The 16,914-nt window shown below is 66.8% G+C and carries 16 protein-coding genes and 1 riboswitch; of the genes, 12 read left to right on the forward strand and 4 right to left on the reverse strand.

The genetic code is table 11. From position 1 onward, the window contains the following. Together AC1DDO_RS04360 and AC1DDO_RS04365 are read left to right on the forward strand one after the other, a co-directional pair. Window positions 1-3,141 carry an efflux RND transporter permease subunit gene (locus AC1DDO_RS04360; protein WP_476971491.1) on the forward strand — a complete coding sequence of 1,047 codons (3,141 nt, stop codon included), beginning with the start codon at window positions 1-3 and terminating at the stop codon, window positions 3,139-3,141. A 43-nt stretch (window positions 3,142-3,184) separates the two neighbouring features. Further along, on the forward strand, window positions 3,185-4,096 hold the full coding sequence (locus AC1DDO_RS04365) for a hypothetical protein (protein WP_476971492.1): 912 nt from the start codon (window positions 3,185-3,187) through the stop codon (window positions 4,094-4,096). Window positions 4,097-4,111: 15 nt separating this feature from the next. Here AC1DDO_RS04365 and AC1DDO_RS04370 read toward each other — a convergent pair whose 3' ends face one another. Continuing rightward, window positions 4,112-4,864, reverse strand: coding sequence for a serine hydrolase (locus AC1DDO_RS04370; RefSeq protein WP_476971493.1), 753 nt, complete (start codon window positions 4,862-4,864; stop codon window positions 4,112-4,114). A gap of 594 nt (window positions 4,865-5,458) precedes the next feature. Here AC1DDO_RS04370 and AC1DDO_RS04375 point away from each other — a divergent pair. The 5 genes from AC1DDO_RS04375 to AC1DDO_RS04395 all read left to right on the forward strand — a co-directional run bounded on the left by AC1DDO_RS04375 (window position 5,459) and on the right by AC1DDO_RS04395 (window position 9,402). Continuing rightward, window positions 5,459-6,016, forward strand: coding sequence for a dihydrofolate reductase family protein (locus AC1DDO_RS04375; RefSeq protein WP_476869669.1), 558 nt, complete (start codon window positions 5,459-5,461; stop codon window positions 6,014-6,016). Window positions 6,017-6,115: 99 nt separating this feature from the next. Continuing rightward, window positions 6,116-6,973, forward strand: coding sequence for a phosphatase PAP2 family protein (locus AC1DDO_RS04380; RefSeq protein ID WP_476971494.1), 858 nt, complete (start codon window positions 6,116-6,118; stop codon window positions 6,971-6,973). Window positions 6,974-6,975: 2 nt separating this feature from the next. Continuing rightward, window positions 6,976-7,719 (forward strand): DedA family protein, encoded by a 744-nt coding sequence (locus AC1DDO_RS04385; protein ID WP_476971495.1) that lies wholly within the window; start codon window positions 6,976-6,978, stop codon window positions 7,717-7,719. A gap of 5 nt (window positions 7,720-7,724) precedes the next feature. Further along, window positions 7,725-8,402, forward strand: a complete 678-nt coding sequence (locus AC1DDO_RS04390; protein ID WP_476971496.1) for a response regulator transcription factor — start codon at window positions 7,725-7,727, stop codon at window positions 8,400-8,402. Continuing rightward, a complete protein-coding gene (locus AC1DDO_RS04395; protein WP_476869673.1) occupies window positions 8,395-9,402 on the forward strand; it encodes a sensor histidine kinase in 1,008 nt (335 codons plus the stop codon). Before AC1DDO_RS04390 ends, AC1DDO_RS04395 begins: the two co-directional genes overlap by 8 nt. 177 nt (window positions 9,403-9,579) lie before the next feature. Here the strand turns inward: AC1DDO_RS04395 and AC1DDO_RS04400 are convergent, their stop codons facing one another. Next, on the reverse strand, window positions 9,580-10,254 hold the full coding sequence (locus AC1DDO_RS04400; RefSeq protein WP_476971497.1) for a hypothetical protein: 675 nt from the start codon (window positions 10,252-10,254) through the stop codon (window positions 9,580-9,582). 4 nt (window positions 10,255-10,258) lie between these two features. Further along, window positions 10,259-10,458: riboswitch (cyclic di-AMP (ydaO/yuaA leader) on the reverse strand. 173 nt (window positions 10,459-10,631) lie between these two features. On the opposite strand from AC1DDO_RS04400, the gene AC1DDO_RS04405 reads away from it, so the two are divergent. Together AC1DDO_RS04405 and AC1DDO_RS04410 are read left to right on the forward strand one after the other, a co-directional pair. Then, window positions 10,632-10,910, forward strand: coding sequence for a hypothetical protein (locus AC1DDO_RS04405; protein ID WP_476971498.1), 279 nt, complete (start codon window positions 10,632-10,634; stop codon window positions 10,908-10,910). Beyond that, a complete protein-coding gene (locus AC1DDO_RS04410) occupies window positions 10,907-12,130 on the forward strand; it encodes a cation:proton antiporter (RefSeq protein WP_476971499.1) in 1,224 nt (407 codons plus the stop codon). The genes AC1DDO_RS04405 and AC1DDO_RS04410 overlap by 4 nt, the downstream gene beginning before the upstream one ends. 68 nt (window positions 12,131-12,198) lie before the next feature. Here AC1DDO_RS04410 and AC1DDO_RS04415 read toward each other — a convergent pair whose 3' ends face one another. Next, entirely contained in the window at window positions 12,199-12,891 is a 693-nt protein-coding gene (locus AC1DDO_RS04415; protein WP_476971500.1) for a DNA alkylation repair protein, read from the reverse strand. Window positions 12,892-13,016: 125 nt separating this feature from the next. Here AC1DDO_RS04415 and AC1DDO_RS04420 point away from each other — a divergent pair, with 125 nt between their 5' ends. The 3 genes from AC1DDO_RS04420 to AC1DDO_RS04430 all read left to right on the forward strand — a co-directional run bounded on the left by AC1DDO_RS04420 (window position 13,017) and on the right by AC1DDO_RS04430 (window position 16,173). Continuing rightward, window positions 13,017-13,634, forward strand: coding sequence for a DUF4430 domain-containing protein (locus tag AC1DDO_RS04420; RefSeq protein ID WP_476971501.1), 618 nt, complete (start codon window positions 13,017-13,019; stop codon window positions 13,632-13,634). Window positions 13,635-13,970: 336 nt separating this feature from the next. After that, the gene (locus AC1DDO_RS04425) at window positions 13,971-14,768 is read left to right on the forward strand and encodes an esterase/lipase family protein (RefSeq protein ID WP_476971560.1); all 798 of its coding nucleotides are present in this window, start codon (window positions 13,971-13,973) and stop codon (window positions 14,766-14,768) included. 304 nt (window positions 14,769-15,072) lie between these two features. Next, on the forward strand, window positions 15,073-16,173 hold the full coding sequence (locus AC1DDO_RS04430) for a glycoside hydrolase family 16 protein (RefSeq protein WP_476971502.1): 1,101 nt from the start codon (window positions 15,073-15,075) through the stop codon (window positions 16,171-16,173). Between the two features lie 86 nt (window positions 16,174-16,259). Here AC1DDO_RS04430 and AC1DDO_RS04435 read toward each other — a convergent pair whose 3' ends face one another. Further along, window positions 16,260-16,913 carry an aspartate/glutamate racemase family protein gene (locus AC1DDO_RS04435; protein WP_476869411.1) on the reverse strand — a complete coding sequence of 218 codons (654 nt, stop codon included), beginning with the start codon at window positions 16,911-16,913 and terminating at the stop codon, window positions 16,260-16,262. Between the last annotated feature and the right edge of the window lies 1 nt (window position 16,914).

Consider the following 16,914-nt stretch of genomic DNA (forward strand, 5'->3'; position numbering starts at 1 on the left):
ATGCGCTGGCTCATCGGGATCAGCCTCCGTTTCAAGACGGTCGTTGTTGCCCTCGCGTGCGCCGTGATGCTGCTCGGTTCCCTGCAGCTCGGTTCCGCGTCTGTGGATGTCTTCCCGGAATTCGCCCCGCCACGGGTGGAAATCCAGACAGCGTGCCTCGGGTTGACCGCCCAGGAAGTCGAAGAGCTCGTCAGCGTGCCGATCGAGGCCGCGGTGAGCGGGATGCCCGGCCTGGACGAGATACGGTCCAAGTCCGTGCCCCAGCTGTCCTCGATCGTGCTGCTCTTCCATCAGGGCACTGACCTGCTCAACGCCCGCCAGCTCGTCTCGGAACGGATGGCCTCGGTAACCGCGGCGCTGCCCACCTGGGCGGCACCGCCGGTGATGCTCCAGCCGCTGTCCGCGACCAGCCGCGTGATGAAGATCGGCATGACGTCCTCGGAACATTCGCTCATCGAAATGTCCATGCTCTCCTACTGGACCATCCGGGCCCGGCTGCTGCGGGTGCCCGGCGTGGCCAATGTGGCCATCTGGGGCGAGCGGCTCCAGATGCTTCAGGTCCAGGTGGAACCGGACAAGCTCAAGGCCCAGAACGTCTCCCTCAACCAGGTGATGGAAGTCACTGCCGGCGCTCTCGACGCCGGGCTGCTGAAATACTCGCCTGGCCGGTTCATCGGAACGGGCGGCTTCATCGACAGCCCGACCCAGAGAATGGGGATCCGCCACGTCCAGCCGATCCAGACGCCCGCTGATCTGGCCCAGGTGACCATCCGGGAAAAGGACGGGGTCGCACTGCATCTGGGCGATGTGGCCCAGGTTGTTGAGGACCATCAGCCACTGATCGGTGACGCCGTGATCAACAACGGGCACGGGCTCATGTTGATCGTCGAGAAGCTGCCGTGGGGCAACACGCTCGACGTGACCAAGGGCGTGGAGGAGGCTCTCCACGAGCTGCAGCCGGGCCTGAGTGGCATCAACTTCGACACCACGATCTTCCGGCCCGCCAGCTTTGTTGAGGAGGCGATCTCCAACCTCAGCATTGCGCTGCTGCTGGGCTGCCTGCTGGTTGTCATGATCCTTGTGGCGTTCCTCTTCCAGTGGCGCACGGCCCTGATCAGCATCGTCGCCATTCCGTTGTCCCTGCTCACCGCGGCCCTGGTGCTCTACTACACCTCCAGTGCGATTAACACGATGGTGCTCGCGGGGCTGGTCATCGCCGTCGGCGTCGTGGTCGATGACGCGATCATCGACGTCGAGAACATCATGCGCCGGCTCCGGCAGAGACGCGCCGAAGGCAGTGACGAATCGTCCGCATCGGTGGTCTTGAAGGCCTCCCTGGAGATGCGGAGCCCGATCGTCTACGCGACCCTGATCATTGTGGTCGCCGCGGTGCCGATCTTCTTCCTCGACGGGCTGACCGGCGTCTTCTTCCGGCCCCTGGCCGTCTCTTACACACTGGCTGTCCTGGCCTCCATGCTCGTGGCGCTGACCGTGACGCCGGCCCTCGCGCTGATTCTGCTGGGCAACGCCAAACTGCAAGAACGCGACGCGCCGCTGGTCCGCGTGCTCAAACGCGGCTACCACGCTGCCCTCTCCAAGGCCATGAACCGGCCCCGGCTCGGCTACGCAGGCTTTGGCGTGCTGGCGGTGGTGGGCCTTGTTCTCGCTCCCCTGATGGGCTCGTCCCTGTTCCCCACGTTCAAGGAGCGGGACTTCCTGATGCACTGGATCGCGGAACCGGGAACCTCGGCCGCGGAAGAGTTCAGGATCTCCCAGCGTGGCTGTGAGGAATTCCTGAAGGTCCCCGGCGTCCTGAACTGCGGCACGCATATCGGGCAGGCATTCGCCGCGGACGAGATCGTCGGTGTCAACGCCGGCGAACACTGGATCAGCATCGACCGCCACGCCGACTACGACGAGACGGTGGCCGCTGTGGAGGAAGTAGTCAAGGGATACCCGGGGCTGCACCGTGACGTCCAGACGTATCTGAAGGAGCGGATCGAAGAGGTCATCACCGGCGCCAGCGATCCCATACTGGTCCGGGTCTACGGAGACGATCTCAACGTCCTCCGGGAACAGGCTCAGCGGGTCAAGACCATCATGGACTCGATCCAGGGCACCCATAACCCGCATGTCTCCCTTGAAGTGGAAGTCCCCCAGATCGCCGTCACGGTCAACCTGGCCGCGGCGCAGAAGTACGGCCTCAAACCGGGTGACGTCCGGCGCGCGGCCGCGACGCTCGTGGCGGGCGAGGAAGTCGGCGACGTCTTCCGGGACGGCCGGGCTTACGACGTCCAGGTCTGGAGCACCCCGGCCACCCGATCCTCCATCACCAGCATCGAGGACCTGCCCATCGACACCCCCAGTGGAACGCGGGTGCGGCTCGCCGACGTCGCGGACGTGAGCCTGCAGGCGACGCCGAACCAGATCGACCGCACGAACGGTTCCCGCCGTGTGGAGGTGGGGTCCTTCCTGGCCGATGGAGCAGACCTGGGAACCGTGGCCAGTGAGCTGAAGTCGCGGCTGGCCACCATGGATCTGCCGACCGGCTACAGCGTGCAGCTGCTGGGCGAATACACCGAGCGCGAGGCGGCGACGAACCGTCTGATGATCTACTCCGCGGCGGCACTTGTCCTGATCCTCCTGCTGCTGCAGGCGTCCTTCCGGAGCTGGCGACTGGCAGTCCTGTCGCTGCTCACGCTGCCGGTAGCCCTGGTGGGCGGGGTCATTGCCGCCTACATGACCGGCGGGGTCCTGTCCCTGGGGTCCCTGGTTGGCTTCCTTACGGTGATGGGGATCGCCGCGCGCAACGGTATCCTGCTGATCAACCACTGCCAGCATCTGGAAACCTATGAAGGCGAGACTTTTGGCCGGGCCTTGGTGATGCGGGGGGCGGCCGAGCGGCTGTCGCCGATTCTTATGACCACCCTGGCCACCGGCCTGGCCCTAGTGCCCCTGGTTGTCATGGGCAATATCCCGGGCCATGAAATCGAACACCCCATGGCCGTTGTGATCCTGGGCGGCCTGATCACCTCCACCCTGCTGAACCTGTTCATCGTTCCCTCGCTCTACCTCCGATTCGCCAAGTCGAAGAAGACTCGTGAGCGGGAACGCGCAGCCGCCGGGCCGGTGACCGTCTGACCGCGGCCAGAGTCCGCACCGGAACGCCTTAAAGGAAAATCCGATGTTCCGCAAGAGCATTGCCGTTCTCAGTTGTCTCGTAGCACTGCCGCTGTCACTCGTCACGGCCGGCACCGCACAGGCCGGGACGGCACCGGCCGGCACCGCACCGGCCGGTGCCGCGAGCGACTGCGGACCGGGCTCACTCCCCGACTTCCGTGCTGATCTGTTCCCTCACGATCCGGAGGTGGACAACACCTGGCTGCCCATGAAACCGGGAACCCGCTCCGAGTTCACCGGCAAGGTCACAGACCTCACCACGAGCCCGCCGGAGGTCCACACCCACCGTGTGGTGTCCATCGTCACGGGCCTGACCAAAGTGGTGGATGGAGTCCGCGCGGTAGTCCTGTGGGACCGCGACTACTCCGACGGTGCCCTGGAAGAATCCGAACTGGCCTTCTTCGCCCAGACCAGGAAGGGCGCGGTCTGGCTGTTTGGCGAGTATCCGGAGGAGTTTGAATCCGGAAAATTTGCCGGCGCCCCCAGCACATTCATCGCAGGAGTCGCGAAGGCCCGGGCCGGCATTGCCATGCTGGCGCACCCCTCCAAGGAATTTGGTACCTATACAGAGGGGTCAGCACCCTCCATTGATTTCCTGGACTGCGGGCAGGTGGTCAGCAAGAAGGCCAACATCCTCAAGGTCGACGAGTTCAACCCCCTCGAGGGAGCGGCGGCCGGTCACCAGCAGAAGTACTACCGCGCCGGGGAGGGCAGTTTCAAGGTAACGGCTTCCGGTGGGGACAGCCAGGAATCCCTGGACCTCACCTCCATCACGACGCTGGATGAGTCTGCCCTGGCCGCCGACGACAATCGGGCGCTGGCGCAGGACCGCCACGGCTACCAAGTGAGCCCTGACGTGTACGGCACCACGGAAAGAGCGACCGAAAGGTCCACCGGATCCTGTGGCCGGTCCTGAAGGCCGCGGGCACTCTCAGAACAACGCGGCGGTCACGGTCCGGGTGAGTTCCTGGATGATCCGGGTCCGCGGGCCCATGTCCGAGTAGTTCTTGCCGCAGGTGTACACGACGAACACGAAGGCCCGGCCGTCCTTGACCAGGACACTGGAATCGTGGAGGTTTCCAAACAGCAGCCCGTACTTGTGAAAAACCCCGACGCCCGGCGGAACTGCCGGAGGTATCAGCGTCTCGAAGTTGGTGTTCTGCATGTAGGACAGGAGCTGGGCGGTGTGAGCCGGGTTGAGCAGCTCCCCGGTGTAGAGCAGCTGGAGGGTCCGGGCCATTTCTGCGGGGGTCAGCAGGTTCACCGTAAAGTCGTACGTGATCTCGATCGAGGCCGCGTAGTCCGTGATACCCCGCTGGCCGACCGCACGCAGGATCAGCGTCCATGAATCGTTGTTGCTTTGCTGGACCATCTGCCGGATCTGGGCCCCTGCGGTCGAGCCACCCAGCGGAGCGGCCAGTGAGGCCCGCCCGGTCTCGACCAGGTGGTAGTAGGCCGACGCGGCGAGGATCTTGGCCGTACTGGCCGCCACAAACTTTTCCTGGACCCCGTAGCCGTGGACCACGCCGTCCGAAAGATCGATCAATGACACCCCCAGCGCATACGCGCTGTTGGCCTGGATGATCCCGCTGATCTGGGCGTCGAGTTCGGGGCCGATGGCCGGCACCGCGACGACGGCGGCAGGCAGTTCAGCCGGCTTCGTCGCGGCCGGTGCTTGGGCCACAGCCGCCGGGGCGGGGCTTGCAACCGGTGAAGCACCCGCAGGCGCGGGAAGGTCAGACGGCGCAGATCCACGGGGCGCGGTCAAGGGGGACGCTACGACGTTCACATCTGCGGCGGTCCCAGCTGCGGTGGCACCAGGCGTGGCCGCGGCTGCCGCCAAATCGGTTGGCACCCCCGCCTGGACGGTCGCAAAAACGCTGCCGGCAGCCACAAGAGCAACCGCGACGGCGGCCGCCGTCAGGTGCTGCGGGCGGAACCTCCACTTGTGTGGTCGTACGGGCCGGGATCCGGCCTGCGATCCGTCGTCCGCGCGGTGGCCGCCGGACCCATAGTGGCGTGGCGGCGGTTCAGTCATCCGGACCTGCCCCGGGCATCTGCGCGGAATCGTGCGCCGGCATCATTCCTCCCCCGAAAGGTGATGGACCGCGGTGGGGCCATAGAGTTCCTGCATTGTGCACGGTCCCGGCATCCCGCACAAGAGCCGGCTCTTGGGAAAAACTGGGCCATCAAACCTGATTCCTGCCCGGAAAAATTCTCCGTTGCAGGTCAGCGCGCTAAAGCCGCGGCGTACTCTGGAGAAAACCGAGGAGCGAAGATGCGAAAAATCGTCATGGTCATGCAGGTGTCACTTGACGGATTCTTCGAGGGGCCGGACCGCGACATCAGCTGGCACATGGTGGACGAAGAATTGCACCGCCACATGAACGAAAAGCTGGCCCCCATGGGCGCCTTCCTGGAGGGCCGCGTCACATACGAACTGATGGAAGGCTACTGGCCGACCGCGGACGAGGACCCCGACATCAGTCCAGTGATGGCCGACTTCGCCCGCATCTGGCGGGACATGCCCAAGTTCGTCTACTCCCGGACTCTGACCACGGCCGGCCCGAACGCAACTGTGGTCCGGGAGGTAGTGCCGGAAGAAGTCCTGGCCCTGAAGTCGCAGCCGGGCGGGGACATGGCGGTCGGCGGGGCGGACCTGGGCGATACGTTCCGGCGGCTCGGGCTGATCGACGAATACTGGGTGTACGTCCAACCGGTTCTGATTGGACGGGGCAGGCCCATGTTCAAGGATGCAGGCAGCAGGGCCCAGCTCCGGCTGCTGGAGACGCACACTTTTGGCAACGGCGTGACGCTGCTGCGCTACGCCCCCTAGCCGGGGGCCGGTTCTTTCTTAAGCGTTTCTTAAACGCCTGGCGGGAGAGTGGGAGTCGGTGCCTTTTCGGGCGCCCGTTGTCCCGACCCGGAGGTTCCCATGACTGGACCCGTCCCTGTTAGACGCCTTGAACGCGATGCAGCACCAAACAGCGCAGCACCAAACAGCGCAGCACCAAACAGCGCAGCACCAACTAGCGCAGCACCAAACCCCGAAGCACCGCACCGCCGCGACGTTACGCGTCCCGCCGCGGAGCCGCAGCTGTGGGCCCTCCCCCACATCCGCCATTGGCTGCTGTGGGGCGTCCTGCTGTCCGCTGCCGTCCTGGCACTGGGCTTGGGGGCGCAGCTGACGCCGGGCTTTAGCGCCACGGAGATCGGAGTGGACCAGGACCTCAGCCAGCATCACTCCCCGGCCCTGACCGCCGTGGCGATGGCGCTGAATGTCGTCTTTGGTCCGGTGGTGGGCCTCGCACTGATCGGCGCCGCAGCTCTGTGCATCTGGCTCTTCCGCGGCGGCCTGCTCAAGGCGGTAGCGTTCGGGCTCGTGGCAATTTCCGGCTGGGTGGCCAGTGAAATCTTCAAGATCATCGTGGCCCGCCAGCGGCCAAACCCCGCCCTGCTGTTCGATCCCCTGGCTCCGGAAACGGGCTCGGACAGTTTCCCGAGCGGCCATGTGTCCTGTGCGGTGGCCGTTGGTTTCGCGCTCTTCTTCCTGGCCCGCGGAACCCGCTGGGCCAAAATCACCGCGTTCGGTGCGGCTGCGCTGGCACTCGTCGTCGCCTGGTCGCGGCTGTACATCGGTGTCCACTACCCCACCGATGTGGCAGCTTCATTTCTGGCCACGAGCGCCGCAGTTGTCCTGCTCACGGGACTCTGGAACGTTGTGACGCCCTGGCTGGCGGCCCGGCGTCGCGCCCCTTCCACCGTGCGGTCGCTGAAGACTGAGAGGAACTGAGAATGCACGCTGTGGACGTTTTTGCCCTCCTTCCGGCCGCCCACGCCGCCGGGACACCCTCGCTGCTGGACCCGGCAAGCCTGCTCGCCGGGCTGGGCCCGGCCGCCTTGGGTGTCATCGCGCTCATGGTCTTCATCGAATCGGGCGTGCTTTTTCCCTTTCTGCCCGGGGACTCGTTGCTGTTCACCGCAGGCCTGCTGCACCAGCAGCTGCACGTGACGTTGCCGGTGCTGATCGGCGTCGTCACCGCGGCTGCCGTCGCCGGGGACCAGGTCGGTTATATGCTGGGGCGGAAATTTGGCCGGCGGTGGTTCAAGGACGATGCCCGCATCCTGAAGACAGCACACCTGACCTCCACGGAAGACTTCTTCCGCCGCCACGGCGGCGCCGCCGTCGTGCTGGCCCGCTTCGTCCCCATGGTCAGGACGTTTGCTCCGCTGACCGCCGGGATCGCGCGCTATGAGTACAAGTACTTCACCCTCTGGAACGTCATTGGCGCGGTGGCATGGTCCGTCTCCGTGACGATGCTGGGCACCTGGCTGGGACACTTTGACATCATCGCCCGCAATATCGACGTCATCGCCGTCGCCATGGTCCTGGTCTCGGTGGTGCCGGGGGTCGTGCATTTCCTCAAGCGCCGCCGCAACATTCGGCGCGCCGACGCCACAGCAGACGCCACTGCGGGCGACACGGCGGAGGCAACAGACGACGGACTGCGGACTGTGGAAATGGCCGCGGAAGAATAGCTGGCATGAGAACCGCTGACCGCCCGTCCCTGCTGCTCGTCGAGGACGATGCCGTCCTGGGGCCGCTCATCGCCGAGCTCCTCGATCCGGACTACCGGGTCCAATTGGTCACCAACGGCCGTGATGGCCTCCACCACGGGCTGACCGGGGCCTGGGACGTCATGGTGATCGACCGCGGGCTGCCCGTGATGGACGGCATCGCCCTCATCGCAGCGCTGCGGTCGAAAGGCATTGCCACGCCCATCCTGATCCTGACCGCCCTGGGCGACGCCGACGAGAAGGTCAGGGGCCTGGACGCGGGGGCCAACGACTACGTGACCAAGCCCTTCGACGCCGGCGAACTGGCCGCCCGCCTGCGCGCCCTGACGCGCACTTTCCCTTCTCCGGCCCCGGCTCAGGTGATGATCGGGGACTGGGAACTGGACCCGACGCAGCGCTCCGTCCGGTCCGTCTACGGGCGCACGGTGGCGCTGACCGCGAAAGAATGCCAGCTGCTGGCAGCCCTGGCAGCGGAACCCGGCCGCGTGTTCACCCGGGACGAGCTCCTCGCGGCGTACTTCCACGCCTCGGACCAGCCCGGCGTGATCGATACCTATGTTCATCACCTGCGCCGGAAGATTTCCAAGGCCGTCATCCGTACGGTTCACGGCGTCGGTTACCAGATTGGCGACGCTCATGAATAACGGCGGGATCTCCAGCGGAAACCCGGACCACTCGATACTGCGCAAAGCCTCGCTCAAAGTCGCGCTGCGGATCAGCGCCGCGTGCGCAGTCATGGTCCTCGGCCTCCTCGCCGCCACGGCGCTCTACCTCATGAATCAGCTGGCCCATCCTGAAGTGCCCGGCTCGGCAGCGGCGGGGACGGCCTACGCGTACCTGGATTCCAAGGATCTCCTCGAAGCCATGGTCATCGCCGGGGTGGCGGGAATCCTGCTGGCCGGCACTCTCGGGTGGCTCAGCGCGCGCAGCGCCATCCGCCCCCTCGGTGATGCCCTGGCCCGGCAACGGCGCTTCGTCCAGGACGCAAGCCACGAATTGCGAACACCCTTGACCATCCTGGACACCAGGATCCAACTCGCCCAGCGCAACACGGTGCCCGGCTCCAGGCAAAGCCAGGACCTGGCCCGGATCCGGGAGGACGCTGCGACGCTGACCGGCATTGTCAACGAACTGCTGCTCGCCGCGACGGCGGACGCCCCGGACCGCTCCGCACCCCCTGCCGATCTGGCCGACGCCGCCGCAGGCGTCGCCGGCAGCCTCCAATTGGTGGCAGACCAGCGCGAGGTCCGCATGGATTTCTCCGCCGACGCCCGGCCGTTGGCCCGCATCGAGAAGAACGCGCTGCGCCGTGCCGTGCTGGCCCTGGCGGACAATGCCCTCGCCCACACTCCTCCGGGCGGCCGGGTGACCATCAGGACCTCGATCGAGCAGAACAGCGCAGTGATCACCGTCGCGGACACAGGAACCGGGATTACCGGCGTGGACCAGGCCCGGATCTTTGACCGCTTCGTCCGGACCGCCAGCACCGGCGGCTCGCACGGACAGCGGAGCTTTGGCATCGGCCTGGCTTTGGTCCGGGAGATCGCCGTCGCCGCTGGCGGCGCCGTCGAGGTGGCTGCGACTGGAGCCGAGGGAACGGTCATGAAGATGACGCTTCCGCTGGCCGGAAGCGGTAATGCCTGAAGCGGTAATGCCTGAAGTGGTGTGCCCCTAGACAGCCACGGGAATGCTGGCAGATAGGACGGCAGACGCAGAAGAGACCGGCGATCGATTGCCCCCAAAGGAAATCGATCGCCGGTCTTTCCGGGTTGCCTGGCCCCGGGAGGGCTGTTTGGCCCCTACAGGAATAGGAGCGCTAGATTAGGCGCGGACGAAAGTCACGCCACCGGTCGCGGTGAGCCAGGACAGCGGGTGGACCATCGTCTGGTTCTTACCGTTCATGCCACCACTGACCACCTGGCCGTTGCCGGCGTAGATGCCAACGTGGCCGGACTGGACCACCATGTCGCCAGGCTGCGGGGTGCCAACAATGGTTCCGAGGCCAAGGAACGCCCGGGGACCGATGTCACCAACCGGCTTGCCTGCCGCGCCAAGGGCCTTTTCGACCATGGCCGTGCAGTCCTGGGTGATGCCCACCTGGCTGTAGGCGGCGGAGAGCATGATGGCGTTGCGTCCGCCGGCGGGGGCCGCGGCCGGTGCGGCGGCGGGTGCCGCCTGCACCTGCACTGTTGCCTTAGGTGCTGCTGCCGGCGCTGCCGCCGGGGCAGCTGCGGGAGCCGGTGCCGCGGCAACAGGCTGTTCGATGACCGGCGCGGCGACGGAAGCCACCGCGGGGCGGTCGAAGCTGATCTTGACGCTGGAATCGGCGTTGACGGGGGCGCTGACCTGTCCCGCTACGTCCACCTTGGAGGCCGGAGCGGAGTCCCGCTGCACGGGTGTCGAGGCGGCGTTGGCGGCCATCGAGCCCGTCAGCACCAGCCCGGAGGCGGCGGCGAGAATGGCGCTATGGCGCGCAAAAGTACTGATTGAAGACATGGATGTAGCCTCTCCCAATGCCTGCGAGGTGAGCTGTCGGATTCGGATGGGAGTCACCCGGCCGCACTCCCGGGCCCGTCATGACGGGCGCTGTGCGGCTTCACCCCAAGACCTGCGTGTCAGCAGGCCAAAAGTGGTTTCCCCGTCTCTGCCGGCGTCGATGCGAGTTACCCCCGGGGCCGCGGCAGAGTTAGGCAATCGGCTGGGGAGCGCCTGTATCGGAGAAACAGGCACCTAACCACCGTAACGCGAACCGCACGCCAATGTCACATTCAGGTAACGGAGGCCACAGTGCCGTCCGTCCGTTGCCCATGGGGCGAGGCCGCATCCGAACGTAGGATGATGCCATCAGCACCACCTCGAAGCGGAGGCCCGAAATGAACAGCCTGTGTGTCGCCATCTGCCAGTTGAGCAGCCAGCCCAAGGAGGATTTCGACGTCAATACCGAGCTGCTGATCCTGGACGGCCGGGACGTCCATGTGGCCACCTGGGATGCGGAACCTCGTGACAGGGGCTTCGACGAACACGTCCTCAATGACCGGGTGGACTCGCTAGGCTACATGGTTGTCAATGACTGGGCCTTCCTGGAGGGAAAGGCCTACGCCGTGGTGGAGCGCCGGTCAGACCCCGGGCAGGTCCGGGGCGGTGAGCCGTGACGTTCCTGTCCCTGGCGCTGATCGCCGTCGTCGCACTGGCCGGCCCGCTCCTGGCGCTGCCGGTGCGCTGGCACTTGCCGGTAGTGCTGGGCGAACTGCTGGCCGGCATCGTGATCGGGCGCTCGGGCCTGGCCCTGGTTGATCCGGCGGACCCGACGTTCAGCCTGCTGGCCAATATCGGGTTTGCGCTGATGATGTTTGTGGCCGGAACCCATGTTCCCGTGCGGGATCCGCAGATCCGCTCCGCCCTCGGCAGTGGTTCCCGCCGCGCCGCTGCGGGCGCGGCGGCAGCGGTGGCGGTCGGAACCGGCATAGGCCTGCTCTTCGGGACTGGACATGCTCCCCTCTACGCCGTCCTGCTGGCATCCTCCTCAGCCGCGCTGGTCCTGCCGATCATCGATTCCCTCCGCCTCGGCGGACCCCATGTCATCTCCATGACCGCGCAGGTGGCCATCGCGGACGTAGCCTGCATAGTGGCGCTGCCGCTCATGGTGGACCCGCCGCACGCGCTCCGGGCGGCGCTGGGCGTGCTCACGGTGACCGGCTGCGCGGTGGTTCTCTTTGTCGTACTGCGCTGGCTCGATCGCAGGGGAATCAACGGGCGCATGCACCGACTTTCCGAAAGCCGCAAGTTTGCCCTCGAGCTGCGGATCCAGCTGGTGGTTCTCTTCGCCCTGGCCGCGGTCGCGACGTGGAGCAACGTGTCCGTGATGTTGGCAGGCTTTTCCCTCGGCCTGGCGGTGGCCGCCGTCGGCGAACCGAGGCGGTTGGCCCGGCAACTGTTCGCCCTCAGCGACGGCTTCCTTGGGCCACTGTTCTTCGTCTGGCTGGGCGCATCACTGACCCTCAAGGACCTGGCCGGACATCCGGACATGATCGCCCTCGGTGTGGCGCTGGGCGTCGGCGCCCTGTTGACGCACGCCTCCCTGGTGGTACTGGGGCTCCCGCTGCCCCTCGGAGTGCTGTCGGCGGCTCAACTCGGCATACCTGCCGCGGCGGCGAGCATCGGGACGCAGCTCCAGGTCCTGCTCCCGGGCGAGGCCGCGGCCCTGCTGGTGGGCGCGCTGGTCACCATAGCCGCGAGCGCCGTCGCCGGGTCACGGGCCGCCAGGGGTTTCTCCCTGCCCGCAAAAGCCGGCGGCAGGTCCGGCGATACCGGCAGCGCCGTAGGACCAAGTGGACCAAGCGGACCGGGAGGGCCGGGAGGGCCGAAAGACTGAACGCGGCCACGGGCTGGGCGTCCGCCAGACGGCACCGTCCTGCCGTGCCGGACGGAGGGTTCCGGGAGTCACCCCACGGGTGTGAATTGCAGCTCGGGTCGCCTCTTGGCCATCTCGGCGCGGACGTGGAACACCGCTTCCCGGACCGCACCGGCGTCGTCGTCGGCGTCGAACGTCCCGGAAGGCTCGCCGAGCACCGCGGTGGCGTGACGGATGAACCGGTCCCAGTCCCCCGCCCCGGAGCGCAGCGCCAGCAACGGCGAGAGCAGCGCGGCCCGGCGCAGCCAGGTATCGGGCTCGCGCACCCAGCGGTCCAGCACGCTGTCGGCCCGCACCCTGGCCAGGACGTCGAGCCCGTCCACCAGGGGCCCGACGACGTCGACGGCGAGCGGATCCACGAGGTCCCGCAGCCGCGCCTCCCGGATGAAGCCCTCCAGCCGGGTGAGGTCGGTGTTGGTCAGCAGCTTCACATTGGCCTGCAGCAGCACCACGGCGGCCAGGCGGCGCTCGAAAACCGGCGCCGTGGACAGCTGCGAGCCCCACAGTTCGGAACTCAGCGCCGTGATCTCATCGCGGGACAGCCCGGGATAGCGGCGGCCGGCATCCCTGACGGTCCCGCGCACGGCACCCACGGAGGCACCGTAGTACCGGAGTCCACGGCCTCCCGGCTCCTGTTCCAGCCGGGACTGCAGCTCGTCGGCACGGCGCCAGGAACCCTCACGCTGCAGTGCGAGGTCAATGAATTCGCCAGCATCACTCACGCGTCCATTCTTTCCCCTCCCGGCTCGGGGTGGAAACGCGGGGCATCTTCGCCTTGATCGGCCGGCCGGGCTTATCTGCCTAGACTGATATGGCAAGTCTCCGATCGAAAGCGGTTCACGCAACCATGCACACCAAGCTGACACTCGCCGCCGCACTCTCCGCCATGACGCTGGCGGTGGCAGCGTGCGCTGGCCCCGGGCCGTCTACTGCACCCTCTACCGCACCGCCGCCTGAGTCTCCCGCGACATCCGCGGCGCCGGCCCCGGATTTTGCGCTGGACATCGCGGGGGCGCCGGGTCGGATCGCCCAGGCCGGTCTCGCGGTGCTGACGGCGGAGGGCAACGTGGACCACTATCACGCGCATCTGGACGTGCTGAAAGACGGCAAGCCTGTCGCGGTGCCGGCCAACATCGGCATAACGGCGGGACCCGACCACAGGGCCAACGGCATCTCGGCGCTGCACACCCACGACACCACAGGCGTGGTGCACATCGAATCCCCCACCGCGGGCCAGGTCTTTAGCCTCGGGCAACTCCTCACGGAATGGGGTGTCCTCGGTGGCAGCGGCGCCCCGGGCACTGGAACGGGTCCGCTGGACGGCTGGACCCTCTACGTGAACGGCGAGAAGTACAACGCCGGGATCCGGGACCTGCCTCTGAAGGCGCACGACGAGATCGTCCTGTCCTACGGCACCGCGCCGGCGAAGATCCAGGCCTCCTACGATTTCCCGCCTGGAGAGTGAAGCGAGCAAGGGCGGATGCAGGCTGCACGCCCCGCCGCGCCGTACTTATGCACAATTGTGCAGCAGTCTGACCAATTAGCCCCACTGGCAGCAGTCCCACCATAAAAGCCTGCACGAACGTGCAAAGAAGCGATATCTGCGGAACGCCCTTCCTAGCATGAAGTGATAGAAGTGAGCCGGATCACTACGGGGCTGATCCCCTACCTCACTTCCCATCACACAGACCGTCACCGATGACGCGTCCAACCGAAGAGGTACTCCGTGTCCTACCCCAGAACGCCCGCAGCACTCGCCGCGCTGGCAACCACAACCCTGGCGCTGGCTTCCGCAGCCCTGATGGGCATGCCGGCAGCCCAGGCCGCTACCACCGACGTTTCGCCACCGGGCGCCAACGACTGGACCTGCAAGCCCTCGGCAGCCCACCCCTACCCGGTAATCCTGGTACCGGGGACCTTTGAGAGCATGGCAAAAAACTGGGCCACGATGTCGCCGGCACTCAAGAACCAGGGCTACTGCGTTTACGCGCTGAACTACGGTGCCACCAACGGCATCGACGCCACCGGGCCGGTCGCAGACTCGGCCCGGCAGCTCGCCCCTTTCGTTGATAAGGTGCTGACCTCGACGGGTGCGGCCAAGGTTGATCTCGTGGGCCACAGCCAGGGCGGCATGATGCCGCGCTACTACCTTGGATTCCTTGGCGGAGCTAGCAAGGTGAACCACCTCGTGGGCATCGCGCCGTCCAACCACGGCACCCGCGGGCTGATCACCCCCGCGCCGGGCGACGTTCCGCCGGCGACTTCAGTGGGAGGGTCCAATTGCCAGGCCTGCGCCGACCAGCAGGCAGGTTCACCATTCCTCACCAAGCTCAACTCCATTGGCGACACCGTTACCGGTCCCGCGTATACGGTAATCTCCACGACGCACGACGAGGTGGTGACCCCGTACTCCAGCCAATTCCTCACCGGCCCGGCCGGGCGGGTTACCAACATCACGATCCAAGATAAGTGCCCGGCCGATGTAATTGACCATGACCAGGCCCCCAACGACCCGGTCACCCAGCGTCTCGTCTCCGACGCCCTTGGGCAGCCGGCCGGCCACCCGGGCAACCCGGCATATCAGCCCAGCTGTCTGTAGCGACGGTTTGTAGCGGCGGGGCCTCGGGGGCGCCGGCAGCCTGCGGAAGGCGGCCGTGCGTCCCCGTGCCGGGAGGTGGTTGGGAGGTTTGCGACCTAGGTAACGTTCCGGTAACGTAAGCGACTGGCCGTGAAGGCCCGGCCCGAATGCAGGGCCCCGGACGCCCATATGCCGGCCCCGGTTGCGCCGTTCGGCGTCTGCTCGCCCATGCTCTTGAGGCACGGGCCGGATGAAGCTTCCAGCACTCGCCGACGCCCTGGCTGCGACGGTTGTGTGTGCCAGTCACCAAGCCCGGAGGGGTCCGTTGTTTAAGCAAACACCGTTCAAAAAAGCACAGCCCAAGAACCAGCAGCTCAACAAGGTCGCCATCGCGCTGACCTTGGGTGCGCTGTCCTTGACCGGGTGCAGCGCCGCGCCCACGGCCGAAGCCGCAGCCGCTTCCCCGGCTACCCAGCCTTCGGGCCACGCCGCCGCTTCCACGTCCTCGGCGGCCACCAGCCCTCAGGCGGCGGCGACGCGGTCTGCCGCCAAACCCGTCAGCAGTGCCTCAGCCGCGCCGGCGGCTGCCGGAGTTGAAGCGGCAGCGTCGGCCGCCGTCGCGCCCGCGGCACCAGAAGCTCCGACCGTCGGCGCTGGCGCCCAGGCGGCACCCGCTGCGGGGTCGGCGTCGACCGCGAAGCCCGCTCCGGCCGCGGCGCCGGTTGCTGCCCAAGCCGCTCCGGTTGCTGCTCAGGCCGCCGTCGCCGCGACAGGCGATGGCTCGCAGGCCGCCACGGCGCGCGGCTGGGGTGCGGTTGTTGCGGGCGACGAGTTCACCAAGGCCGGCGCCCCCGATTCCACGAAGTGGAGCGTCTTCAAGGGGTCCGGTCATTCAGGCAAGGGCGCACGTAGCCCGCAGGCGTGGTCTGTTGCCAATGGCGTGGCCACGGTCAGCGGCGACTCGGCCGGCACCACTGGCGGCATGTCGGCCAAGTTTGCTCAGCAGAAATACGGCAAGTGGGAGACGCGCATGCGGACCAGCGCCCGGGACCCGAAGTACCACCCCGTGCTGATCCTGTGGCCCAACAACAACACGTCCCCCAACTGCGCAGAGATTGATTACGCCGAGGGCAGCACCAACACCGCGCAGATGAAGTTCTTCCTGCACTACGCCTGCGGCGGCTCGAACTTCCAGACCACCGCGGCCAAGACGATCGACACCACGCAGTGGCACAACTACGCCGTGGAGTGGACCCCGTCCGGCATCACCGGCTACATCGACGGCGTGAAGACCTTCTCCGACACGAACCCCGCGCACCTGCCCTCCGTGGGCATGCACCAGACGTTGCAGCTGGATTGGTTCCCTGACGGATCGGCCACCAAGCCTTCACAGATGCAGGTCGACTGGGTCCGCGTCTACAAGTAGGACCGGCTCGAGCTACCCGACAGCCCCGCACCCCAAAAGGGCGCGGGGCTGTCTTGTTCCTGGCCGACGGCGCGCCGCTGCCGAACTCAAACAGCCTGAAGCTCCCGGGCAACCACCGCCGCGACCAGCATGGAACCGGCTGCCGTCACGGCGTCGATGACCGGAACCCCCAGCCGGCGGCGGAGCACGTCCGCCATGCCGATGCTGCTCAGGCCAGTACTGGCCTGCACTATGACGTCGGCGCCGGCGTCAACCAGCATGTGGGCAGCGGCGAGTGCGTCGAAGATCCCGGCCGGCATGAGGAACTCGTCGGGTGTTTCAACGCGCCCGGCCCCGTCTATGAGCAGCATGCGGTCACCCAGCGTGTCCGAGATGGGGCCCGGCACATGGGCGCCGAGTCCCAGGACACCGATCCGTCCGCCAAAGGTCAGTGCGGCGGCCGCGGCAGCGGAGCCCGCCCCGATGACCGGGATATCCACGGCCGCCCTGGTGGCGGCCAGCCCGGGGTCGGACGCACAGCTGACAATCAGGGCGTCGGCGGCCCCCGCCATTTCCCGGGCCAGCTGGACTACTTTCGGTGCCGCAGATTCCAGCGACGCCTGGTCGTAGACTCCGGACGGCTGGTCCGGAATGCAGCGGGAGGTGACGGTAAATCCGAATGCCTCCTGCAGGAGTTTCCCGTGGGCGTGGAGCAGGCGTCGGTCCGACGTCGTCATCACCCGGATCAGTCCAACACGCATG

This window comes from Arthrobacter sp. 10N43 (assembly GCF_056394525.1).